The following is a 20,316-nucleotide window of genomic DNA, read 5'->3' as shown; positions in this document are numbered from 1 at the left end:
GGACGATCAGAATAGATTGCCCTGATCGTCCGGATCGTGTTTCGCCTTGGCGCGGCGCGGCGCCGGCTTCGCCTCGGCCGCCGGCGCCTCGTCGCCGACCCGGCCGCGAAGCCGGCCGTCGGCGAATTCGATCTCGATCGCCGTGCCGGCGAGGAGCCCCCCGGCGCGGAACACCGGCTTTCCCCCATCGTCGCGCACCAGCGCATAACCGCGCCTCAGCGTCGCCATGTGGTTGACCGCGTCGAACACCGACGCCACCTGGTCGAGCCGCGCCCGCCGGCGGGCGATCAGTTCGCCCACCGCCCGGCCGCCGCGCGCCGACAGCACCGACAGCCGCTCGGCGAGCTGGGCCTGGGTGCGGAGAAGGCTCGCCGGCGTCAGGCGGGCGGTGACGCGCTCGAACTGCCGGGCGTGCAGCGTCGTGTTGGCGATCAGCGCCTTCGGCAGGGCGTTGGCGGCGGCGTCGAAGCGCTGGCGCGGCAGGGCGAGAATATCGGCGGCGCGCGGCAGCGCGCGGGCGCAGGCCACGAGCCGCGTCCGCCTGAGGTCGATCGCCCGCAGGCTGGCGCCGGTGAGCCGGCGGCCGAGATCGTCGACGCGGTCCAGGAGCTCGCGCCGCACCGGCACCGCCATTTCGGCCGCGCCGGTCGGCGTCGGTGCCCGCACGTCGGCGACGAGGTCGATCAGCGTCCAGTCGGTCTCGTGGCCGACGGCGGAGATCAGCGGAATGTCGCTCGCCGCGGCGGCGCGCACCACTACCTCGTCGTTGAAGCCCCAGAGGTCCTCGAGGCTGCCGCCGCCGCGCGCCACGATCAGCACGTCGGGCCGCGGGATGGCGCCGCCCTCGGCCAGCGCGTTGAAGCCGGCGATGCCGGCCGCCACCTCGTTGCCGCAGCCCTCGCCCTGCACCTTCACCGGCCAGACCAGCACGTGGACCGGGAAGCGGTCGGCGAGGCGATGCAGGATGTCGCGGATGACCGCGCCGGTCGGCGAGGTGACGACGCCGACGACGCGCGGCAGGTAGGGAAGAAGCTGCTTCCGGCCGGGATCGAACAGCCCCTCGGCGCCGAGCTTGCGCTTGCGCTCTTCGAGCAGCGCCATCAGCGCCCCGGCGCCGGCCGGTTCAAGCGCGTCGATGACGATCTGGTACTTGGAGGAGTTGGGATAGGTGGTGAGCCGGCCGGTGGCGATCACCTCCATGCCTTCCTCGGGCTTGAAGCGCAGCTTGCCGAGCACGCCGCGCCAGACCACGGCCTCGATGCGCGCGCCCTCGTCCTTCAGGGCGAAATAGGCGTGTCCCGAGGAGTGCGGCCCGCGGTAGCCGGAAATCTCGCCGCGCACGCGCACGAAGCCGAACTGGTCCTCGATGCTGCGCTTGAGCGCGAAGGAGATTTCCGAAACCGTATATTCGGCGGCGTTGGAAGAGACGTCGGTCACCGATGAATGTCCGGCAAGGTTGGGCGAGCCGCGCGGCGCGACTCGGAGGGCATCGGGCGATCATGGCGGCCGCGAGGCGGGGCGTCAAACGCCGGCCGGCCGCCGGATCACAGGCAGTTGAGGTCGCTCATCGGCTGCATGTCGAGCGCGCAGAAGATGCCGTCGAGATTGTCGCCGAATTTTTCCAGCAGCACCTCGGCTTCCGTCTTGCCGCGGTCGAGGATGATGTCGAGCGGCCTCAGATACTGGGTCTCGTCCTCGCCGCAGCGGTTGAGCCGGGCGCGCCGGGCAAGGCCGGCCCGCGACAGCGCCACCACCTCGCGGCCGATGTCGCGCACCGTCCGCCCGCCGATCTCCGCCCCGAGCGCCAGGGCCGGCACGTCGTCGCGCAGGCGCTGCCGCTCCTCCTCGCTCCAGCCCTTGACGAGATCCCAGGCGGCGTCGAGCGAGGCCTGGTCGTACAGGAGGCCGACCCAGAAGGCCGGCAGCGCCAGGATATGGGCGGTGGAGCCGGAATCGGCGCCGCGCATCTCGAGGTAGCGCTTGAGCCGCACCTCGGGGAACAGCGTGCCGAGGTGGTTGTCCCAGTCGCCGATGGTCGGCTCGACGTCGGGCAGCCGGTTGCGGAAGGCGCCGGCCATGAACTGCCGGAAGGTGATGTCGGTGGCCCGGTGGTAGGTGTCGCCGCGCTTGACGAAATACATCGGCACGTCGAGCGCCCATTCGACGTAGCGCTCGAACCCGAAGCTCTCCTCGAACACGAAGGGAATCATGCCGGCCCGCGCGTTGTCGGTATCGCGCCAGATCTCGGAGCGTTCCGACAGCCGGCCGGTGGCGCGGCCGTCGAGATAGGGCGAGTTGGCGAACAGCGCCGTGGCGACCGGCTGCAGGGCGATCGACACCTGCATCTTGCGGCGCATGTCGGCCTCGGAGGCGAAATCGAGGTTCACCTGCACGGTGGCGGTGCGGAACATCATGTCGAGGCCGCGCGTGCCGACCGTCGGCATGTAGTCGGCCATGATGGCGTAGCGCGATTTCGGCATCACCGGCGTCTCGGGCAGCGTCCACACCGGGCTGGCGCCGAGGGCGAGGAAGCCGATCCTGAGCGGCGTCGCGATCTCCAGCACCTGCATCATGTGCGCCTGCAGCTCGGTGGCCGTCTGGTGCAGGTTGGAAAGCGGCGCGCCGCTGAGCTCGAACTGTCCGCCCGGCTCGAGGCTGATGGCGCCGCCGTGGGCCGGATCGAGCAGGCCGATCGGCAAGTCCTGGTCGGCGATCGGCTCCCAGCCCAGCAGCCCCTCCATGCCTTCGAGGAGCTGGCGGATGCCGCCGGGTCCTTCGTAGGGCACCGGACTATGGCCGAACTTGCGGAAGCCGACCTTCTCGTGCTCGGTGCCGATCCGCCAGCGCGCCTTCGGTTTGCAGCCGCCGGCGATCCGCTCGACGAGATCGGCGACGGAAGTGATCGGCGTGGTGTCGGACGTATCGCGCGCCATGAATGGGTTCCCCGAGGATTGGGCGGCAAACTAGCCGCCCGGCAAGGTTTGTTCAATCGTCGGAAGGCGGCCGGCGGGAAACGTTTTGCTCCAGCCCGGGACGCGGACATGTCAGGAGAGGGGGCTACCAGTCGCCGAGCGTCGCCTGGATCACGGCGAGCGCCGCCACCGCCGCCGTGTCGGCCCTGAGGATGCGCGGGCCGAGGGGAATCGCCGTGACGAAGGGCAGGGCGCGCAAGGTCCGCCGCTCGTCGTCGGAGAAGCCGCCCTCCGGGCCGATCAGCACGGCGAGCGGCCCGCGCGGCAGCGCCGACAGGACGGCAAGCGGATTGGTCGTCTCCTCTCCCTCGTCGCAGAAGATCAGCCGGCGGCGGGGCTCGTCGCGCCCGAAGCGTTCGAGCGTCCGGTCGAGCTTTTCTTCATCCTCGACCACGGGAACATGGAGCACGCCGCACTGCTCGGCCGCCTCGATCACGTTGGCCCGCATCCGCTCGATGTTCACCCGGCTCGCCTGGGTATGCTGGGTCAGCACCGGCCGCATCCGGCCGACGCCCATCTCCACCGCCTTCTGAACCATGTAGTCGAGCCGGGCGTGCTTCAGCGGCGCGAAGAGATAAAGGAGGTCGGGAGCGGGCGGCTGCGGCCGGCTCGGCCGGAGATCGGCGAGCTCGGCCGACTTGCGGCCGGCCAGACCGAGCCGGCCCCGCCACTCGCCGTTGCGGCCGTCGAACACCAGCACGTCGTCGCCTTCCCTGAGGCGCAGCACGTTGAGGAGATAGTTGCTCTGGTCGCGGTCGAAGGACACCGGCGCGCCGTCGAGCGGCGTTGCGACGAAGACGCGCGGCGTGCGGAAATCGGAATGGGCCATCAGAGGCCAATAGCACGTCCCGCCGGGGCAAAAAAAGAGGCGGCGCCTTGCGACGCCGCCAGGTGATCCGGCAGGGGGCCGGGATGGGATGGGGTCCGGCAGGGAGGCGGTCCGGACCCCGAAATGGGGCGCGCTGGGGTGGCAATGCGCCCGCGTGAAACCGCGCTCAGGCCGCCTCGAGCTCCTTCTGCTTCTTGAGCGGCATCGAATAGCGGACCTCCGGCGGCGGCTGGATGGCCGTTTCGAAGGCCAGCATCGCCGCAAGGAAGGTGTCGCGCGCCTGCCGGTCGGCAAAGCCGACCACCTTGCCCTTGTAATAGGTCAGGGCGTCGGGGCTGACGGGACGGCGGGTGAGCGGGCAGAGATCGTTGACGCAGTCTTCCAGTCTGGGCGCGATCATTCTTCCCTCCCCCTGACCAAGGGCGTGAAATCCACGCTCTCCGCGCGGCGCGCGACAACACTGCTCATTTTTACCGAATTGCCATGGGCGACGGCGGCGAGCGTCAGCGACGGATCGGCGTAGAGCGGGCTGTCGAGGGCCTCGCGTACGTCGGATCGGCTGAGGCCAATGTCGGCCAGCTCATGGTCGGTAAAGTCGCAGAGTTGTTTGGCCATCCAGCGATTGGCCAGGATCTTCGCGACGAACGCGGTGCGCTCGGCAGCGGCGCGCACCAGCGAGGCGGACGTCGTGACAAAGGCGGCGGCGTAGGTGTTGGACGCGAGGGTCGTGGACATGATCGGCTCCATCAAGGGGCTTGGGATGGTTTGGCGCGTTGCGCGTTGGGTCAGGGGTTGAGGTCGAGGGGTGAAGGTGGCAACGGGGCTTCGCCTGGAAGCCCCGTTGGGATTTCGTTTACCTTTTCATAAGTCCGGCGAATGTTTTCGATTGGACTTATGCGGGACTCTTATGAAACACGTACGTGTTATTCACGAAGCGCGGCGGCGGCCTCGAGGGCCTGCTCCCGTTCGGCGCGACGGGCCTCGGCGCGCCGGGCGGCCAGCGTGTGGCTCGGCTTGCGGTCGATCGGCACCAGCAGCGCGCCCTCGACGTCGGCATGAGAAATGCCCATGTCCTTCAGCGCGCGCGCGTCGAACTCCAGCAGTTGCATGGTTTGCCGGCGATCGATTTCCGCGGCAATCAGCGCGCCGAGACGGCTGAACAGGGCGCCTGCGAAGCGGGTCGCCTCGTGAACGGGGCGAAGGGAGGAGACGCGGCGCGAGGACGCATGATCGAGGATCAGGGTCATTGTCTTGGCTCCAGCGAACTTGAACCGCCCGATGGGCAGAACATGGCAGCAATGCATATCTGAGATGGGAATGCCGCCGCTGTGTTTCGATAGTGGATTTATCTCATGGGGCTATCAATCAGTCCAACGCATGTTTTTGATGCTTTCCATGACGGAACTTGATATCAACATCCTGACAGCATGAGATCACGCGGGGCGATGGGACGCCACCCGAAAACCGGCGGAGATCTCTAAAAGCCAAACCGATCGGCCATCCATCAGGATTGTTGAAGATGAACGTTCTCGACCTTGATCAACTCAGGACCTTCGTCGCCATCGCCGAGGTCGGCTCGTTCACGGCCGCCGCCGACGTCGTGCACAAGACCCAGTCGGCGGTCTCCATGCAGATGCGCCGCCTCGAAGACCGCGTCGGCAAGCCGATCTTCTCGCGCGACGGCCGCCAGAGCCGGCTCACCGAGGACGGCCGGCGTCTCCTCGAATACGCGCGCCGCCTCATCCGCCTCAACGACGAGACGCTGGCCGCCTTCGAGGATCCCGGCCTGACCGGCTCGGTTCGTCTCGGCATTCCCGACGACTATGCCGACCGGCTGTTGCCGCCGGTGCTGGCCGGCTTCTCGCGCATCAATCCGATGATCGAGATCACCGTCGAGTGCCAGCGCTCGGTCACGGTCTCCGACATGATCCGCGACGGCCGGCTCGACCTCGGCATCATCAACCATGGCTATTACGGTTCGCTGCGCGGCGAGGTGATCCGCCGCGAGCCGCTGTTCTGGGTCGGCTCGCGCGACCACAGCGTCCACGAGCTCGATCCGGTGCCGCTGGCCCTCGGCCCCGACGACTGCTGCTGGCGCGCCAACGTCGTCCGCGCCCTCGACCGCGAGGGCCGGCGCTTCCGCGTCGCCTATATCTCCAGCGCCGCGCTGGCGCTGTCGGGCGCGGTGCTGGCCGGGCTCGCCGTGTCGGTGCTGCCGGAAAGCGCCCTCAAGGCCAACATGCGCATCCTCGGCCTGCGCGAGGGATTCCCCGAGCTCGAACCGGCCGAGATCGGCCTCTTGCGCGCCGAGCACGCCAAGAGCCCCATCCACGACGCGCTCGCCAAGCACATCGTCACCTCGCTCGGCAACCTCGCCGCCGATCAGGCGATGAGCCTCGCCGCGGAGTGATATCCGCCTACCGGGCGACCACCGCCGCCGCCGCGCCGGCCATCATGGCGCCGGCGGTGCGGTTGAGGCGCCGCATCGCCCTGGGGCTGCGGAAAAACTCGCGCGCGCCGGCCGCCGCCGCCGCGTAGACCACGCCGACGGCGGTCAGCGTCGCGATGGAGACGCCGATCAGCTCCAGATAGCCGGTAAGCGTGATCGTCTCGATCGGCATCAGCGACGGCAGCAGCGCCATGTAGAAGACGATGGTCTTCGGGTTGCCGAGCGTCAGCGTGAAGCCGCCGAGCACCGTCCGCCAGGCGCTCTCCGAGCGTACCTTCGCCGCCACCTCGGCCGGGTCGGCGCGCGACGTCCAGAGCTTGTAGGCGAGATAGAGGAGATAGGCGGCGCCGACGTAGCGGATCACCAGGAAGGCGAGGTTGAACTCCTGCGCCAGCGAGGCGAGGCCGAAGATGGCCAGCGTCAGGTAGAACAGGTCGCCGAACACGATGCCGACGATGAAGGTCATGCCGGCCCGGAAGCCGCCGCCGAGCGCCCGCGCCACCACCGCCGTCATGCCGGGACCGGGCGAGGCCGCCGCGACGGCGAGGGCGCCGGTGTAGAAGACGAGAGTCAGGATCGGCATCGGTTACCCCACCATCGGAATGCGAAGGCCGCGCGGACCATGGCGCCGGACGGTTTCGGCGTCATGAGGGTCCCGCTCGATTTATTTCGCGGCCAAGGTGATACGCGCAACGATCGATCTTCGCAATCGCCGGCCGGCATGGCGGCCGTGTCTTTCCGGCGGCACCGTCCCGAAAATCGCCGCCGGCTTTCAAAAGTCCGCTTTCGCCCGCAAAAACGTCGCCTTTGCCGCGTTCTCTGGCGACGGTGTCCGCCCATATGGGCGGCCATGGACGGATGGCCGGCTCATGCGCTAATCTCGCAGGAACCGACGCGTCGCTGCCGAGCCGCAAGGCCGGCGCTTCGACCGGAAGCGGTCGTTCAACGAAGGGGGACGAGCATGAGCGGGTTGGCGGCAGGTTCGGGCATCGTTGCCATCGTCTTTCTGGCGATGCTGGCGCTACCGGCCACGGCGGCTCAACCCAGTTTCGACTGCGAGGGCGCCAGGGCGGAAGTCGAGAAGATGATCTGCAGGGACGACGCGCTCGCCGACCTCGACCTGCGTCTTGCCCGGGATTTCGCGCAGGCCATGGCCCGCGCCAGCGCCGATCGGGTCCTCGAGCTCAAGTCCTCGCAGCGCACCTGGCGGGCGCAAATGCTGAAATGCGCCCAGAGCGGCGATCCGCGCGGCTGCGTGCTGGACGCCTACACCAAGCGGATCGGCCAACTATAGAGAGGCGGCCCGGATGTATCCGGGCGCCCGTCGCTTCAGCGCACCACCACCCGCGTGCCGACCCCGACGCGCTCGTAGAGGTCCATCACGTCGGCATTGGCCATGCGGATGCAGCCCGACGAGGCGTTGGTGCCGATGCTCTTCGGCTCGAAGGTGCCGTGGATGCGGAACAGCGTATCCTTGGGGCCGTCGTAAAGATAGAGCGCGCGGGCGCCGAGCGGGTTGCCGATCTGCCCTTCCATCATCTCGGGGATGTTGTGGCCGCGCGCCGCCTCGCGGGCGATCATCTCCTTGGGCGGGAACCAGCGCGGCCACTTCTGCCGGCTGCCGATCGCCACCGTGCCTTTCCAGGCAAAGCCCTCGCGGCCGACGCCGACGCTGTAGCGGAGCGCCCTGCCGTCCTCCTCCACGAGGTAGAGATGCTTCTCGCCGGTGTCGATGATCACCGTGCCCGGCGGTTCGGCCGTCGGATAGTCGATCTCGGCCCGGCGGAAGGGCTCGGGCGGCAACTGGTCGCCGACGAGGTTGAGGTCGCGCGGATCGTCGGCGGTGTCGTCGGGCAGATAGGACAGCGGCTTGACCGGCGCTTCGACGACGGGCGTCTCGACGACCGGCGGCTCCACCGGCGGCGTGGCAACACAGGCGGCAAGGACAAGGCCGGCAGCGAGCGCCGGCATCAGCGGACGCGCCGGAACGGCGGAAAGTTTCACCATGGAGGAACCTGAAGGGTGGACGCGCCGCCGGGCGGCGCAGCAAAGGCGAATCACGACAGTTTCGTGAAACTAGAAGCTGGCGGTCTCGGCTGTCGAGACCGCCTTTGCCGACAAGGGTACGTGCCGCCCGCTCTTGGGCAAAAAAGGCCGAGGTGAGGCGGCTACAACACGATGACGCGGGTGCCGACCTTCACCCGCTCGTAGAGATCGGTTACGTCCTCGTTGCGCATCCGGATGCAGCCGGAGGAAACGGCATGGCCGATGGTCCACGGCTCGGCCGTGCCGTGGATGCGGTAGAGCGTCGAGCCGAGATACATGGCGCGGGCGCCGAGCGGGTTCTTCGGCCCGCCGGCCATCATCACCGGCAGGCCGGGCTGGCGCTTGCGCATCTCCGCCGGCGGGTGCCAGGAGGGCCATTCGGCCTTGCGGGTGATGCGGTGCTCGCCCGCCCAGGTGAATCCGGGCCGTCCGACGCCGACGCCGTAGCGACGCGCCATGCCGTCCGTCTCGACGAGGTACAGGAAGCGGTTGACCGTATCGATGACGATGGAGCCGGGCGCCGCCGGGCCGTCGTAGGTGACCTCCTGCGGCAGGAACTCCGGCGCGAGCGGCCGCGTGCGCGGATCGGCCTTGCGCGCCGCCTTTGCCTCGGGCTCCGCCGGCGCCGACCAGGCGCGCGGGCTGCGCGCCTGCGGCGCCGCATAAATCGGCACGTTGCCGGGCTGGAGCTGCATCACCCAGGGATCGGTGAGATTGGGCGACAGCACGACCGGCGGTGGGGCAAGATAGCGACCCGCCTGGGCGACGGCCGAACCCGTCGTGATCACGACGGCGGCAACCCCGGCGAGGAACAAGGCGGCAGCTCTCATCGGTGGAACCTCGGTTGATGGATGTCCGGGCGCGGTCGACGGCTTCGCCGCCCGCGCGCCTTGGACAAAGCTAGGGGCGGCCGCTCTAGGAATGGTGAACGAGATGCGACCTGTTTCCATTCAAATCGACCGATCTGTCGTCATGGTTAAGGAAACGTATCGGCGATTGGCTCAACTATCTGAAACTCTGTGGGAAATTTTGCCGGTCATTGTTTCCGGCATACGCGTTGTTAACCGCCCGGCCCCTAGAGTTGGTCACTCGGCGGCGTCGTCCGGTCCCGGCGATGTTTTCCCGACCGCGGATGCGAGGAGTAGAATATGGCGTTGGCTCGCAAGGCTTATCGTATTGAAGCTATGCTTGGCGTCGGCGCGATGGCTGGACCGACAAGCGACTTGCATGCCGACGCGATCCTCCATGAGCTCGGCGAGCTCAAGAAGCTGGTCAAGCCGCAGCAGGAGATCAGCAAGGACATCATCGCCGACTACCAGAGGCAGTTCACCGAGGCCTACAAGCTGAAGACCGAGATGGACACCATCCAGGAAGCGATTTCCCGCACCAAGCAGGAAATCGCCAGCCTGCACGTCTCCGGCTTCAAGGGCGAGGACATGAGCCGCGTCACCGACGAGCTCGGCGCCGTGGTGGAAGGCACCGAGCAGGCCACCGAGAACATCCTGTCGGCGGTGGAGAGGATCGACGAGGACGCCAACAATCTCGTCGCCCACCTCAAGGGCGACCAGCAGGAAATGGCCGCCAACATCCAGGAGCGCGTACTGGCCATCTACGAGGCGTGCAATTTCCAGGACCTCACCGGCCAGCGCATCACCAAGGTGGTCAACGTCCTCCGCTTCATCGAGGACCGGGTCAACCGCATGATGGAGATCTGGGGCGGCATGGAGGCGTTCAATTCGATCGAGGCCGACGAATCGCTGCGCCGCGTCGGCGACGCCGCGCTGCTCAACGGGCCGGCGCTGCCGACCGCCGATTGCGCCACCCAGGACGACATCGACGCGCTGTTCGCCTGATCCGGACCGGAGAGGACGATTTTCGCGGCGGCCGGACCCCATCCGGCCGCCTTTTTGCTGCTGCCAGTTCGCGGCGGCGGTCGCCGCTAAGGTCGCTCCGGCACATTCTGGCGAGGGACGGCGGCATGGACGGCATCATCACGGGCGACGACGGGGTCAACCGCTGCTTCTGGGCCGGCAGCGATCCGCTCTATCGCCGCTATCACGACGAGGAATGGGGCCGGCCGGTCGCCGACGACAGGCGCCTTTTCGAAAAGCTCTGCCTCGAGGGCTTCCAGTCGGGTCTGGCGTGGATCACCATCCTCAGGAAGCGCCAGAATTTCCGCGCCGCCTTCGCCGATTTCGACATTCGGGCCGTCGCCGCCTTCACCGACGCGGATGTCGAGCGGCTGGTGAACGACGCCGGCATCGTCCGCCATCGCGGCAAGATCGCCTCGACCATCAACAACGCCCGCCGGGCGCTGGACCTGCAGGCCGAAGCCGGCTCGCTCGCCGCCTTCATCTGGCGCTTCGAGCCCGATCCGGCCAGCCGTCCGGCCGTCTTCACGCTGAAGGACATCCAGCCGAAGACCACGGAATCGACGGCGCTTTCCAAGGAACTCAGGAAGCGGGGCTGGAGCTTCGTCGGGCCGACGACCGTCCACGCCTTCATGCAGGCCATGGGCCTCGTCAACGACCACCTCGAAGGCTGCGACATCCGCGCCGCCGTCGAGAAGGACCGGGCCGTCTTCGTCCGGCCGAGGTGAGAGACGACGCTACCCCAGGCAATAGTGGACCCCACGCGTTTTCAGCGAAAAAGCTTGCAGGGGATTCGTTTATAAACGAATATACATGAAATGTATGAGGTCCGGCATTATCTCACCCGTGACGGCGAAGACCTGATTGCTGTTTGGTTGCGTGGGCTTCGGGACATGCAGGCCAAGGCGGCGATCATCCGGCGGCTGAACCGGCTGGAACAGGGCAATTTCGGCGACTTCAAGCCGCTACGCGACGGCGTGCACGAGTTGCGCATCGATGTCGGTCCCGGTTACCGGGTCTACTACGCTCGATCGGGCAGAACGGTGATGCTGCTTTTGTGCGGCGGTTCCAAGCGAACACAAGACAATGACATCGATCGGGCATGCGGATGTTGGCGCGACTGGCTAAGCCGGACCGAGTGAAGGAGCGACAACCATGAAAGACTTGAGCCATGATGAAGCAATGGCCGATCTGTTCCGGGAGGACCCGGCGACGGCCGCCGCCACGCTCGATGCGATCCTCGCCGATGGCGACCATGGCGAACTCCTGGTGACGCTGCGGCAGATGACCAAGGCTTTCGGAGGCGTATCGGCCGTTGCGAGAGAGGCCGAATTGAATCCGACGCAGCTTTATAGAACCCTCTCGGAGAAGGGAAATCCGGAATTACGCAGCCTCAGCGCAGTTCTGCGAGCCATGGGTTTGCGCTTGGCAGTGCAACCGATCTCCGAGGCCGTGCCGCACGTCTAGAGCATCGGACCGAAAAGTGGAATCCGGTTTTCGGCAAATCCGATGCAATAACAAAAGGCTAGATCGTCACTTTGCGTCCGTTCGGACGCACGACGATCTAGCATTGGTCATGCGGCTTGCCGCCGACCACCCTTCACCCCAGCTTCGCCTCGAGCTTTTCGTAGAGGGCGTTCTTCGCCGCGAACACATATTCCACCGACGAGACGACCGCCGTCGTGGCGCCGCGGGCGATCAGCGCCTCGGCTTCGGTCTGGGCGCGGGCCTTCGGCACCAGAAGGCTGAGCCCCTCGTCGTGCAGCGACAGGAGCGTCAGGTCGGTGCGCGCCCGGAGTTCCTCGGGCAGCACCGACGACGGCTGCATGACCGCGTCGATGCGCCGCACCGACCGCGCCCGGTCGTCGGCGGCGATGCGGGTCAGCATCCCCCGGCAGGCGGCGCGGGCCGCCTCCGTCCAGGGCGCGGCGAGCGAGGCGGCCAGCGCCGCCTCCGAGCGCATGATGACGCCGTCGTCGACGATCTTCAGGCCGTTCTCGACCAGCGTCTGTCCGGTCGAGGTGATGTCGACGATCAGTTCGGCGGTGCCGGCGGCCGGCGCGCCCTCGGTGGCGCCGGGGCTTTCGACGATCAGGTAGTCGTGGACGCCATGGGCGGTCAGGAAGCGCCGCGTCAGGGCGACGTACTTGGTGGCGACACGCATCGGCCGGTAGTGCTTGAGGCGGAAGCGGGCGGCGACGTCGGCGAGATCGGCCATGGTCTGCACGTCGAGCCAGGCCTGCGGCACCGCCACGACGACGTCGGCGCGGCCGAAGCCGAGCCGCGTCACGATATGGGCCGGGTGCGGCGCCTCCTCGGCGACGACGCGGGTGCCATCATCGCCGCCCAGCGTCTCGTGCAGCAGGTCGATGCCGGTGACGGCGAGATGCACGTTGCCGGCGCCGATCTCGCGGGCGATCTCGGAGGCCGAGCGGAACTGCACCTCGACACCGGTCAGCCCGTCGACGGTGCCGAAATAGTCGCGGGCGCCGCGCGCCTGGCGGATCGGCAGGCCGGCCCGTTCGAAGAAGGCCAGCGTCTGCTCCTGCAACCGGCCCTTGGACGGCACGGCGACGATCAACGGTTCGGTCATGACGCCCTCCGGAAGCGCTCGGGCCAGACGGCGAAGCCGACCGCCTTGACCGGCTCGGCCGCCTTGAAATGGCGGACGAGGCCGTCGTAGCGGCCGCCGCCGCTCACCTGGCCGACCTCGACGCGGGTGGCGTCATGAATGTCGAACACGAAGCCGTCGTAATAGCCGAGGCGACGGCCGAAGCCGGCGGCGTAGTGCAGCGTCGACAGGTCGACGCCGAGAGCGGCGATCGCCGCGACGCGCGCCTTGAAGCGGTCGACGGCGGCGCGGAACGGCGCGCGGTCGCCGATGCGGCCGGACAGCGCCTCGAGGCGAAGGACACCCTCCGCGATGGAGAGATCGCCGCCGTTGTCGTCCTGCATCGCCATGAAATCGGCAATCGCCGCGATGGTTCCGGCCGGCACGCCGTCGGAAGCGGCGAGCATCGCCTGTTCTAGCACCCGCTCGGCGATCTCCGCCGTGGTGCGGCCGCCGACCGTCTTGACGCCGGCGATCGACAGGATGTCGGCGAACAGTTGCCCGACCTTCTCGGCCGGGAAGGCGCTGAGCGCCTCGATGATTTCGGCATGGGCGGCGAAGCTCGGGAAGCCGAAGCGCCGCTGTTCGAGGCGCGCCAGCGTGTCGGCGATCTTCTCCGGCTCGCCGAACAGCGTGGTGAGGCGGGAGCGCCAGGCCGGCGGGATGTCGAGCGCGGCGAGCAGCGCCGAAAACAGCGCCACGTCGCCGACGATGATGCGCTGGCGGGAAGCGCCGCAGGCGGCGGTGATCGCCACGGCGTGGGCGAGCGCGGCGGCGTCGGTCGCCACGGGGTCATGGTCGCCGAGAATCTCGCCGCCCACCTGCCACACCTCGTCGGCCTCGCCGGGGCGGCCGTTGCGGAAGATGCGGCCGGAATAGCAGAAGCGGCCGCCGGCCGGCTCGGCGGCCAGCATGGTACGCACCACGGGAATGGTGAATTCGGGGCGGAGGCACCAGTCGTGGCCGTTGTTCGACGAGGTCACGAAGATGCGGCGGCGGAATTCCTCGCCGGAGATGCGGACGAAGTCCTCCATCGGCAGGAGGACCGGCACGTCGACGACGGCGAAGCCGGCCGTCTTGAAGCTGTCGAGGGCGATCTGGATGGCGTCGGTCATGCCGCGCCTCCGGCCGCCGCGACGATCGCCTTCACCTCGGCGATGAGATCGGCGCGGGCGACTTCCTTCTGGGCCGGGCGCGCCGCGCGCCATTCGGCATTGTCGGTGATGCCGGCCGACAGCTCCTTGCCGAGCGCCAGGTCCTTGATCTGCACGATGCCGGCGTCGCGCTCGTTGGAGCCCTCGATGATGACGCAGGGAGCGTTGCGGCGGTCGGCGTATTTCATCTGCGCCTTCATGCCGGAGGCGCCGAGATACATCTCGGCGGCGATGCCGGCAGCGCGCAGCTCCGCCACCATCTTCTGGTAGCCGGCGAGGGCTTCCGGCGTCTTGTCCATGACCAGGACGCAGACGGGACCGCTCACCTTGTCGGCGCCGACCTTGCCGAGCGTCCGGAGCGCCGCCATCAGGCGGGAGACGCCGATCGAAAAGCCGGTGGCCGGCACCGGTTCCTTCAGGAAGCGGCCGACCAGCCCGTCGTAGCGGCCGCCGCCGCCCACCGAGCCGAAGCGCACCGGCCGGCCGTCGTCGCCGGTCACCTCGAAGGTCAATTCCGCCTCGAACACCGGGCCGGTGTAATATTCGAGGCCGCGCACCACCGACGGATCGACCTTCACCCGGTCGGCGTAGCCGGCGGCATCGACGAGGCCGGCGATCAGCTTCAGTTCCTCGACGCCTTCGCTGCCGCGCGCGCTGCCGGTCACCAGCCTGCCGAGGTTGGCGACGGTGTCCGCCGCGCTGTCGGCGCCGCTGGCCACGAAGGCGAGCACCACATCGGCCGCCTCCGGCTGAAGGCCGGCCCCCTTGGTGAAGTCGCCGGACTTGTCCTCCGGGTTCTCCCAGCGGCCGGCGCCCAGGAGGTCGCGCACGCCGGCGGGGCCGATCTTGTCGAGCTTGTCGATGGCGCGCAGCACGGTGAGGCGGCTCGCCGCCTTGTCGTCGCCGGCAAGGCCGATCACTTCCATCACGCCGTCCAGCACCTTGCGATTGTTGACGCGGACGACGAACTGCCCCTTGAGACCGAGCGCCTCCATGGTGTCGGCCATCATCATGCAGATCTCGGCGTCGGCGGCCACCGACGGCGCGCCGACCGTATCGGCGTCGAACTGCATGAACTGGCGGAAGCGGCCGGGGCCGGGCTTCTCGTTGCGGAACACCCAGCCGTTGCGATAGCTGCGGTAAGGCTTGGGCAGCTTCTCGTGGTTCTCGGCGTAGAAGCGGGCGAGCGGCGCCGTCAGGTCGTAGCGCAGGCTGAGCCACTGCTCGTCGTCGTCCTGGAAGGAGAATACGCCCTCGTTCGGCCGGTCCTGGTCGGGCAGGAACTTGCCGAGCGCGTCGGTATATTCGATCAGCGGCGTTTCCACCGGCTCGAAGCCGTAGATTTCATAGGTATGTCGGATGGTCTCGATCATGGCCTCGGTCGCCTTGAGCTCGGCGGGGGTACGATCGACGAGACCGCGCGGCAGGCGCGCCTTGAGATAATCCGACATCAGTCCTGTGCCCTGGGATAGCGGCCGCGAGCGGCCAAAACGCGCGAAAACCCGCGAGCGGGGCGCGCGGGTTTCCAAGTAATCGATAAGCGGCCAAAGGGCAAGGCGAAGCGGCCCGGCCGGCCCGCCGCCTGTCCTTTCCGGTTGTGTTGTCCGATCAGGCCTTGCCGAGCTTGGCGTCGGCCGAAAGGGCGCCGGCGCCCGCACCCACCAGCGCCAGGAAGCCGCCGGCGATGGTGACGTTCTTCATGAAGGCCAGCCAGTTGTTCATGTCCATCATCTCCTGGCCGGCGGTACCGGTGATCGCCAGGTAGTGGAAGAGATAGGCCGAGAGCAGGCAGAAGCCGGCGAGCAGAAAGGCGGCGATGCGGGTCTGCCAGCCGACCAGGATGGCGAGGCCGCCGCCGAGCTCGGTCAGGATGACCAGCGGCAAGAGGATCGACGGCACGCCCATCGCTTCCATGTAGCCGGCGGTGCCGGAATAGCCGGTGATCTTCTGCCAGCCGGACGTGATGAAAAGAATCGAGAGAAGAATGCGTCCGGCGAGCAGGGCCGGGGCCTTGATGCTGTCCATGTCGATACTCCGTGACCGAGGGCGGCATCGCCTGACGCCGTTGCTGTCCGTATAGCTACGCATGCGTTGCCAGCATAGACATGAAAAGAGCGACGCATTGTTCCCGTCAAGGAAACAATACGTCGCATGCCGCCGTGCGGCGCCCGGAAAGTGGGCTACTGCCCGTCAAGCGGCAGGAAGAGGCGTCGCCGCGCCCAGCACGAACGGGCCGTCGTCCTGCTTGCGCAGCACGACCAGTTCGTCGTGCAGGGGACGCAGCGACGAACGGTGGCCGATGGAGATGATGGCCGTCCGCGGCAGCCGCTCCCGGAGCAGCCGGTAGAGCGCGGCTTCCGACGCCTCGTCCAGCGAGGCGGTGGCCTCGTCGAGCAGCAGGAAGTCGGGTTCGGCCAGGATGGCGCGGGCGATGGCGACGCGCTGCTGCTCGCCGCCGGAGAGGCGGGCGGCGAGGTTGGGGCCCTCGGAGAGATCGTCGAGCCGGTCGGCGAAGGCGCCGAGCCCGACGGCGCTCAGCACGTCGCGCACCCTGGCGTCGTCGTGGATTTCGGCGGGATTGGGATAGGCGAGCGCTTCGCGCAACGTGCCGAGCGGCAGATAGGCGGTCTGCGGCAGCACCATCACGCGGGCGCCCTCGGGAATGCCGAGCTCGCCGGCGCCGAACGGCCAGATTCCGGCGAAAGCCCGGAACACCGACGTCTTGCCGGCGCCGGACGGACCGGAAATCAGCACGGCCTTGCCCTTTTCGAAGGCGGCACCCTCAAGCCGGACGAGCGGCCGGCCATCGGGCAGCGCAACGACGGCTCCATCGGCGGTGATGGCGTCGCCGCCGGTCGGCTTCACCGTCACGCCCGGCTGGGCGGCGTCGGCCTCGGCGGCCGACATCGCCCGTTCGAAGGTGGTGAGGCGGTCGAGAACCGCCTTCCAGTCGGCGAGCATGCTGTAGAGGGAGACGAAGATCGAGAAGTTGCCCTGCACCTGGCCGAAGGCCGAGCTCGCCTGGGTGAGCACGCCGAGCTGCATGGCCGAGCCGGCGAGGAAATAGGCCGGCGCCAGCAGGATGAACGGCACGATCGACGACACCTGGTCGTAGAACAGCGAGAAGGCGCGCAGGTTTCGATTGGCGTCCATCAACTGGTACCAGTTGTCGACGATCCGCCCGAAGAAGCCGCGCATCGCCCGCTTTTCCATCTCCTCGCCCTTGAGAAGGGCGATCTCCTCGGAATTCTCGCGCAGCCGCATCATCGAATAGCGGAAGTCGGCCTCGACGTGCTGCTGCTCGAAGTTCAACCGGATCAGCGGCCGGCCGATCAGATGGGTGAAGATGGTGCCGAGCACCGAGTAGATGATCGCCGCCCAGACCAGATAGCCGGGGATGACCGCGAGATTGAAGCCGCCGATCTCGTAGGGGAAATGCGCCGAAATGCCCCACAACACCTGCATGAAGGCGATCAGCGACAGCGTGGTGTTGAACAGCGTGATGGTCAGCGAGAAAGTCGAGGTGACGAAATTGTTGATGTCCTCGGAAATACGCTGGTCGGGGTTGTCGGTCCGCCCGTAGCTGGTGGCGAGGCGATAATGGGTGGCGCCGGCCAGCCAGCGATTGAGGAACCTGTCCGTCATCCAGGTCCGCCAGCGGATGCGCAGCCAGCTCGTCAGGTAGACCTCGTAGACGTAGATGACGAGGTAGATGGCGACGATCCAGGACCAGTAGCCGAGCTCGGCCCAGAAGGCGGCGCCGTTTCTGTCCTGCAAGGCCGTGTAGAAACGATTGTTCCAGGCGTTGAGCTCGACGTTGATATAGACTTGGGCAACGTTGATGGCGAGGATCACCACGACGAAGCCGAGGCCGATCCAGCGTTCCTGCAGGCGGATCTTGAACCATCGAAAGGCGAGTTCGCCCTGTTGCCTTTCCTTGAAATAGGGAATGGCGAGATGCCAGGCCAGCGCGAGCGTCGCAAAGAGTGCTTTCATGAGGTGTCCCCGGAACGGCGGAAGAAGTCGACGAACTGATGCAGAATCCCGCCACGGTGACAATCAAATTCGATGCCACGGCAAGAACCTGCCAGGTTTCATGGGCGCGACAGCACGTCCCGATCGCGGCGACATTGCGGCGGCGCGGATGAAGCTTTGGTAAGGCGTGATCGGCAGCCGACAAAAAGAAAGGGCGCCGCTCTCGCGACGCCCTTCCAAGTTTCTAGGATTCAGATCCGTTGGATCAGAAGTCCATGCCGCCCGTTCAAGTCGGCTGTTGCCGACTTGAACCACTTTTGATGATGGGCGGCTTTTATGGACGTTCGGATCTTTTGGATCAGAAGTCCATGCCGCCCATGCCGCCGCCCGGCATGGCGGGCGCGGCGTCCTTCTTCGGCAGCTCGGCGACCATGGCCTCGGTGGTGACCAGCAGGCCGGCGACCGAAGCCGCATCCTGCAGGGCCGTGCGCACGACCTTGGTCGGGTCGATGATGCCGGCCTGGATCATGTCGACATAGGTCTCGTTCTGGGCGTCGAAACCGAAGGTCTCGCTCTGCTCCAGCACCTTGGAGACCACGACCGAACCCTCGACGCCGGCGTTGATGGCGATCTGGCGGATCGGCGTCTCAAGGGCGGCGAGAACGATCTTGATGCCGCGCTCGATGTCGAGATTGCTGGACTGGAGCTTGCCAACGGCGGCCTTGGCGCGCAGCAGCGCCGTGCCGCCGCCCGGAACGATGCCGGCTTCGACGGCGGCGCGGGTGGCGTTCAGCGCGTCGTCGACGCGGTCCTTCTTCTCCTTGACTTCGACTTCCGTCGAGCCGCCGACGCGGATGACGGCGACGCCGCCGGCCAGCTTGGCGAGGCGCTCCTGCAGCTTCTCGCGGTCGTAGTCCGAGGTGGTCTCCTCGATCTGCGCCTTGATCTGGGCGACGCGGGCCTCGATGTCGGCCTTGGCGCCGGCGCCGTCGACGATGGTGGTGTTCTCCTTGGAGATCGACACGCGCTTGGCATGGCCGAGCATGGCGAGCGTGACGTTCTCGAGCTTGATGCCGAGGTCTTCCGAGATCACCTGGCCACCGGTCAGGATGGCGATGTCCTCGAGCATGGCCTTGCGGCGATCACCGAAGCCCGGCGCCTTGACGGCGGCGATCTTCAGGCCGCCGCGCAGCTTGTTGACGACGAGCGTGGCAAGAGCTTCGCCCTCGACGTCCTCGGCAACGATCAGCAGCGGCCGCGACGACTGGACGACGGCCTCGAGCACCGGCAGCAGGGCCTGCAGGTTGGAGAGCTTCTTCTCGTGGATGAGAATGTACGGGTCGTCGAGATCGGCGACCATCTTCTCGGCGTTGGTCACGAAGTAGGGGCTGAGGTAGCCGCGGTCGAACTGCATGCCCTCGACCACTTCGAGCTCGGTCTCGGCGGTCTTGGCTTCCTCGACGGTGATGACGCCCTCGTTGCCGACCTTCTGCATCGCGTCGGCGATCATCTGGCCGATTTCGGTCTCGCCGTTGGCGGAGATCGTGCCGACCTGGGCGACTTCGGCCGAGGTGGAGATCTTCTTCGAGCGGGCATTCAGATCCTTGACGGCCTCGGCGACGGCGAGGTCGATGCCGCGCTTGAGGTCCATCGGGTTCATGCCGGCGGCAACCGCCTTGGCGCCCTCACGGACGATGGCCTGGGCGAGCACGGTGGCGGTGGTGGTGCCGTCGCCGGCCTTGTCGTTGGTCTTCGAAGCGACTTCGCGGACCATCTGGGCGCCCATGTTCTCGAACTTGTCGGAAAGTTCGATCTCCTTGGCGACCGACACGCCGTCCTTGGTGATGCGCGGAGCGCCGAACGACTTTTCGATCACCACGTTGCGGCCCTTGGGACCCAGCGTGACCTTGACGGCATCGGCGAGGATGTCCACGCCGCGCAGCATCTTCTCGCGGGCGTCGGAACCGAATTTGACTTCCTTGGCAGCCATGGAATTCTTCCTTGAAATGAGAGGTTAACGGAGGACGAAACGGGCTGACAGGATCAGCCGATGATGCCCATCACGTCGGATTCCTTCATGATCAGGAGGTCCTGACCGTCGATCTTCACCTCGGTGCCCGACCACTTGCCGAACAGCACCTTGTCGCCGGCCTTGACGTCGAGGGCGACGAGCTCGCCCTTCTCGTTGCGGGCGCCGGGACCAACGGCTACCACTTCGCCCTGCTGGGGCTTCTCCTTGGCGGTGTCGGGGATGATGATGCCACCAGCGGTGCGCTCCTCGGATTCCAGCCGGCGGACGACGACGCGGTCGTGCAGGGGACGGAACTTCATGTTCGGCTCCTCGTTTTTGAACTGCCCGTGGCGCGCGCGCTTCAGCCTCGCGGACCACGGCGGAAAATATGTGCTGTT

The 20,316-nt window shown here is 67.3% G+C and carries 22 protein-coding genes; 6 read left to right on the top strand and 16 right to left on the bottom strand.

Annotated elements, in window-relative coordinates; translation table 11 throughout:
* Window positions 1–6: 6 nt before the first annotated feature.
* The 6 genes from xseA to CJ014_RS09920 all read right to left on the bottom strand — a co-directional run bounded on the left by xseA (window position 7) and on the right by CJ014_RS09920 (window position 5,048).
* Window positions 7–1,437, bottom strand: coding sequence for an exodeoxyribonuclease VII large subunit (gene xseA, locus CJ014_RS09945; RefSeq protein WP_100080315.1), 1,431 nt, complete (start codon window positions 1,435–1,437; stop codon window positions 7–9).
* Between the two features lie 107 nt (window positions 1,438–1,544).
* A complete protein-coding gene (locus CJ014_RS09940) occupies window positions 1,545–2,933 on the bottom strand; it encodes a glutamate--cysteine ligase (protein ID WP_100080314.1) in 1,389 nt (462 codons plus the stop codon).
* 124 nt (window positions 2,934–3,057) lie between these two features.
* Window positions 3,058–3,801 carry a 16S rRNA (uracil(1498)-N(3))-methyltransferase gene (locus CJ014_RS09935; RefSeq protein ID WP_100080313.1) on the bottom strand — a complete coding sequence of 248 codons (744 nt, stop codon included), beginning with the start codon at window positions 3,799–3,801 and terminating at the stop codon, window positions 3,058–3,060.
* A gap of 166 nt (window positions 3,802–3,967) precedes the next feature.
* The gene (locus CJ014_RS09930; protein WP_100080312.1) at window positions 3,968–4,201 is read right to left on the bottom strand and encodes a glutathione S-transferase; all 234 of its coding nucleotides are present in this window, start codon (window positions 4,199–4,201) and stop codon (window positions 3,968–3,970) included.
* Window positions 4,198–4,536, bottom strand: a complete 339-nt coding sequence (locus CJ014_RS09925; protein WP_165790809.1) for a DUF1127 domain-containing protein — start codon at window positions 4,534–4,536, stop codon at window positions 4,198–4,200. Before CJ014_RS09925 ends, CJ014_RS09930 begins: the two co-directional genes overlap by 4 nt.
* Before the next feature lie 188 nt (window positions 4,537–4,724).
* Entirely contained in the window at window positions 4,725–5,048 is a 324-nt protein-coding gene (locus CJ014_RS09920) for a YjiS-like domain-containing protein (protein WP_100080310.1), read from the bottom strand.
* A 272-nt stretch (window positions 5,049–5,320) separates the two neighbouring features.
* Here CJ014_RS09920 and CJ014_RS09915 point away from each other — a divergent pair, with 272 nt between their 5' ends.
* Window positions 5,321–6,211 carry a LysR substrate-binding domain-containing protein gene (locus tag CJ014_RS09915; protein ID WP_100080309.1) on the top strand — a complete coding sequence of 297 codons (891 nt, stop codon included), beginning with the start codon at window positions 5,321–5,323 and terminating at the stop codon, window positions 6,209–6,211.
* 7 nt (window positions 6,212–6,218) lie between these two features.
* Here the strand turns inward: CJ014_RS09915 and CJ014_RS09910 are convergent, their stop codons facing one another.
* Window positions 6,219–6,833, bottom strand: a complete 615-nt coding sequence (locus tag CJ014_RS09910; RefSeq protein WP_100080308.1) for a LysE family translocator — start codon at window positions 6,831–6,833, stop codon at window positions 6,219–6,221.
* Between the two features lie 378 nt (window positions 6,834–7,211).
* Here CJ014_RS09910 and CJ014_RS09905 point away from each other — a divergent pair, with 378 nt between their 5' ends.
* Complete coding sequence (locus tag CJ014_RS09905; RefSeq protein ID WP_100080307.1) at window positions 7,212–7,544, top strand: lysozyme inhibitor LprI family protein; 333 nt, start codon at window positions 7,212–7,214, stop codon at window positions 7,542–7,544.
* A gap of 35 nt (window positions 7,545–7,579) precedes the next feature.
* On the opposite strand, the gene CJ014_RS09900 is transcribed toward CJ014_RS09905, so the two are convergent.
* Both CJ014_RS09900 and CJ014_RS09895 read right to left on the bottom strand, forming a co-directional pair.
* A complete protein-coding gene (locus CJ014_RS09900; RefSeq protein WP_245427232.1) occupies window positions 7,580–8,257 on the bottom strand; it encodes a L,D-transpeptidase in 678 nt (225 codons plus the stop codon).
* Window positions 8,258–8,418: 161 nt separating this feature from the next.
* The gene (locus tag CJ014_RS09895; RefSeq protein WP_100080306.1) at window positions 8,419–9,126 is read right to left on the bottom strand and encodes a L,D-transpeptidase; all 708 of its coding nucleotides are present in this window, start codon (window positions 9,124–9,126) and stop codon (window positions 8,419–8,421) included.
* A gap of 372 nt (window positions 9,127–9,498) precedes the next feature.
* Here CJ014_RS09895 and CJ014_RS09890 point away from each other — a divergent pair, with 372 nt between their 5' ends.
* The 4 genes from CJ014_RS09890 to CJ014_RS09875 all read left to right on the top strand — a co-directional run bounded on the left by CJ014_RS09890 (window position 9,499) and on the right by CJ014_RS09875 (window position 11,634).
* A complete protein-coding gene (locus CJ014_RS09890) occupies window positions 9,499–10,149 on the top strand; it encodes a protein phosphatase CheZ (RefSeq protein WP_207765716.1) in 651 nt (216 codons plus the stop codon).
* A gap of 125 nt (window positions 10,150–10,274) precedes the next feature.
* Window positions 10,275–10,895 (top strand): DNA-3-methyladenine glycosylase I, encoded by a 621-nt coding sequence (locus CJ014_RS09885; RefSeq protein ID WP_100080304.1) that lies wholly within the window; start codon window positions 10,275–10,277, stop codon window positions 10,893–10,895.
* 90 nt (window positions 10,896–10,985) lie between these two features.
* On the top strand, window positions 10,986–11,309 hold the full coding sequence (locus CJ014_RS09880; RefSeq protein ID WP_100080303.1) for a type II toxin-antitoxin system RelE/ParE family toxin: 324 nt from the start codon (window positions 10,986–10,988) through the stop codon (window positions 11,307–11,309).
* A gap of 13 nt (window positions 11,310–11,322) precedes the next feature.
* A complete protein-coding gene (locus CJ014_RS09875; protein WP_100080302.1) occupies window positions 11,323–11,634 on the top strand; it encodes a helix-turn-helix domain-containing transcriptional regulator in 312 nt (103 codons plus the stop codon).
* Window positions 11,635–11,767: 133 nt separating this feature from the next.
* Here the strand turns inward: CJ014_RS09875 and hisG are convergent, their stop codons facing one another.
* The 7 genes from hisG to groES all read right to left on the bottom strand — a co-directional run bounded on the left by hisG (window position 11,768) and on the right by groES (window position 20,238).
* Entirely contained in the window at window positions 11,768–12,760 is a 993-nt protein-coding gene (hisG, locus tag CJ014_RS09870; protein WP_100080301.1) for an ATP phosphoribosyltransferase, read from the bottom strand.
* A complete protein-coding gene (locus CJ014_RS09865; protein WP_165790808.1) occupies window positions 12,757–13,893 on the bottom strand; it encodes an ATP phosphoribosyltransferase regulatory subunit in 1,137 nt (378 codons plus the stop codon). The genes hisG and CJ014_RS09865 overlap by 4 nt, the downstream gene beginning before the upstream one ends.
* Window positions 13,890–15,383 carry a histidine--tRNA ligase gene (hisS, locus tag CJ014_RS09860; RefSeq protein WP_100080299.1) on the bottom strand — a complete coding sequence of 498 codons (1,494 nt, stop codon included), beginning with the start codon at window positions 15,381–15,383 and terminating at the stop codon, window positions 13,890–13,892. Before hisS ends, CJ014_RS09865 begins: the two co-directional genes overlap by 4 nt.
* Window positions 15,384–15,540: 157 nt before the next feature.
* Entirely contained in the window at window positions 15,541–15,957 is a 417-nt protein-coding gene (locus tag CJ014_RS09855; protein WP_100080298.1) for a DoxX family protein, read from the bottom strand.
* 165 nt (window positions 15,958–16,122) lie between these two features.
* Window positions 16,123–17,928, bottom strand: a complete 1,806-nt coding sequence (locus CJ014_RS09850; RefSeq protein WP_100080297.1) for an ABC transporter ATP-binding protein/permease — start codon at window positions 17,926–17,928, stop codon at window positions 16,123–16,125.
* A gap of 337 nt (window positions 17,929–18,265) precedes the next feature.
* On the bottom strand, window positions 18,266–19,897 hold the full coding sequence (groL, locus tag CJ014_RS09845; RefSeq protein ID WP_100080296.1) for a chaperonin GroEL: 1,632 nt from the start codon (window positions 19,895–19,897) through the stop codon (window positions 18,266–18,268).
* A gap of 53 nt (window positions 19,898–19,950) precedes the next feature.
* Window positions 19,951–20,238, bottom strand: a complete 288-nt coding sequence (groES, locus tag CJ014_RS09840) for a co-chaperone GroES (protein ID WP_026782155.1) — start codon at window positions 20,236–20,238, stop codon at window positions 19,951–19,953.
* Window positions 20,239–20,316: the final 78 nt, after the last annotated feature.

Origin of the sequence: Pleomorphomonas carboxyditropha, assembly GCF_002770725.1 — a bacterium.
Lineage (GTDB): Bacteria > Pseudomonadota > Alphaproteobacteria > Rhizobiales > Pleomorphomonadaceae > Pleomorphomonas > Pleomorphomonas carboxyditropha.
This window is presented reverse-complemented; position numbering and strand designations above follow the sequence as displayed.

Coding starts and splice junctions, on each gene's coding strand:
- CJ014_RS09930 (WP_100080312.1), bottom strand. CDS start 4,201: ATGATCGCGCCCAGACTGGAAGACTGCGTCAACGATCTCTGCCCGCTC.
- CJ014_RS09890 (WP_207765716.1), top strand. CDS start 9,499: ATGGCTGGACCGACAAGCGACTTGCATGCCGACGCGATCCTCCATGAG.
- CJ014_RS09875 (WP_100080302.1), top strand. CDS start 11,323: ATGAAAGACTTGAGCCATGATGAAGCAATGGCCGATCTGTTCCGGGAG.
- CJ014_RS09865 (WP_165790808.1), bottom strand. CDS start 13,893: ATGACCGACGCCATCCAGATCGCCCTCGACAGCTTCAAGACGGCCGGC.
- CJ014_RS09940 (WP_100080314.1), bottom strand. CDS start 2,933: ATGGCGCGCGATACGTCCGACACCACGCCGATCACTTCCGTCGCCGAT.
- CJ014_RS09850 (WP_100080297.1), bottom strand. CDS start 17,928: ATGAAAGCACTCTTTGCGACGCTCGCGCTGGCCTGGCATCTCGCCATT.
- hisS (WP_100080299.1), bottom strand. CDS start 15,383: ATGTCGGATTATCTCAAGGCGCGCCTGCCGCGCGGTCTCGTCGATCGT.
- CJ014_RS09915 (WP_100080309.1), top strand. CDS start 5,321: ATGAACGTTCTCGACCTTGATCAACTCAGGACCTTCGTCGCCATCGCC.
- CJ014_RS09855 (WP_100080298.1), bottom strand. CDS start 15,957: ATGGACAGCATCAAGGCCCCGGCCCTGCTCGCCGGACGCATTCTTCTC.
- CJ014_RS09925 (WP_165790809.1), bottom strand. CDS start 4,536: ATGTCCACGACCCTCGCGTCCAACACCTACGCCGCCGCCTTTGTCACG.
- CJ014_RS09880 (WP_100080303.1), top strand. CDS start 10,986: ATGTATGAGGTCCGGCATTATCTCACCCGTGACGGCGAAGACCTGATT.
- CJ014_RS09900 (WP_245427232.1), bottom strand. CDS start 8,257: ATGGTGAAACTTTCCGCCGTTCCGGCGCGTCCGCTGATGCCGGCGCTC.
- CJ014_RS09905 (WP_100080307.1), top strand. CDS start 7,212: ATGAGCGGGTTGGCGGCAGGTTCGGGCATCGTTGCCATCGTCTTTCTG.
- CJ014_RS09935 (WP_100080313.1), bottom strand. CDS start 3,801: ATGGCCCATTCCGATTTCCGCACGCCGCGCGTCTTCGTCGCAACGCCG.
- groES (WP_026782155.1), bottom strand. CDS start 20,238: ATGAAGTTCCGTCCCCTGCACGACCGCGTCGTCGTCCGCCGGCTGGAA.
- CJ014_RS09920 (WP_100080310.1), bottom strand. CDS start 5,048: ATGACCCTGATCCTCGATCATGCGTCCTCGCGCCGCGTCTCCTCCCTT.
- hisG (WP_100080301.1), bottom strand. CDS start 12,760: ATGACCGAACCGTTGATCGTCGCCGTGCCGTCCAAGGGCCGGTTGCAG.
- CJ014_RS09910 (WP_100080308.1), bottom strand. CDS start 6,833: ATGCCGATCCTGACTCTCGTCTTCTACACCGGCGCCCTCGCCGTCGCG.
- CJ014_RS09885 (WP_100080304.1), top strand. CDS start 10,275: ATGGACGGCATCATCACGGGCGACGACGGGGTCAACCGCTGCTTCTGG.
- groL (WP_100080296.1), bottom strand. CDS start 19,897: ATGGCTGCCAAGGAAGTCAAATTCGGTTCCGACGCCCGCGAGAAGATG.
- CJ014_RS09895 (WP_100080306.1), bottom strand. CDS start 9,126: ATGAGAGCTGCCGCCTTGTTCCTCGCCGGGGTTGCCGCCGTCGTGATC.